We start from the raw sequence: 442 nt of genomic DNA, 5'->3' as shown, positions 1-442 counted from the left end.
AACTCAGCCACGACACCTACGTCACCGACCCCTTCAGCCCCGCCGACTCAGGCTCGCTGATGTACCCCACCGGCACCCCCGCACGCTGGACAGCCGACGGACAACTCGAACTCCTCACCCACGTCACCGGCGACGACGAGCAGGACACGGCCACCACCACTGCCCGGCGCCGCACCCCCACCCCCCAGGAAGAGATCCTCCGCAGCCTCTTCGCCCACACCCTCAACCTGCCCACACTCGGCATCGACGACAACTTCTTCGACCTCGGCGGACACTCCCTCTCCGCCGTACGACTCCTCAGCCGCATCCGCACCACCTTCGGCGTCGAACTCGCCGTCCGCGACCTCTTCGAAGCACCCACCATCACCGGCCTCGCCACCCGCCTCCACCACGCAACCGGAGCACGCACCGCACTCGAACCAAGAGAACGACCCGACCACAT

The 442-nt window shown here is 67.4% G+C and carries 1 protein-coding gene; it reads left to right on the top strand.

Going from position 1 to position 442, the window contains the following annotated elements; all coding sequences use genetic code 11:
* The coding region (locus M8I34_RS41145; protein ID WP_250058171.1) for a phosphopantetheine-binding protein at window positions 1-442 on the top strand (442 nt) is incomplete at both ends.

The sequence above is a fragment of the Streptomyces sp. MCA2 genome (assembly GCF_023544705.1).
GTDB lineage: Bacteria > Actinomycetota > Actinomycetes > Streptomycetales > Streptomycetaceae > Streptomyces > Streptomyces decoyicus.
This window is presented reverse-complemented; position numbering and strand designations above follow the sequence as displayed.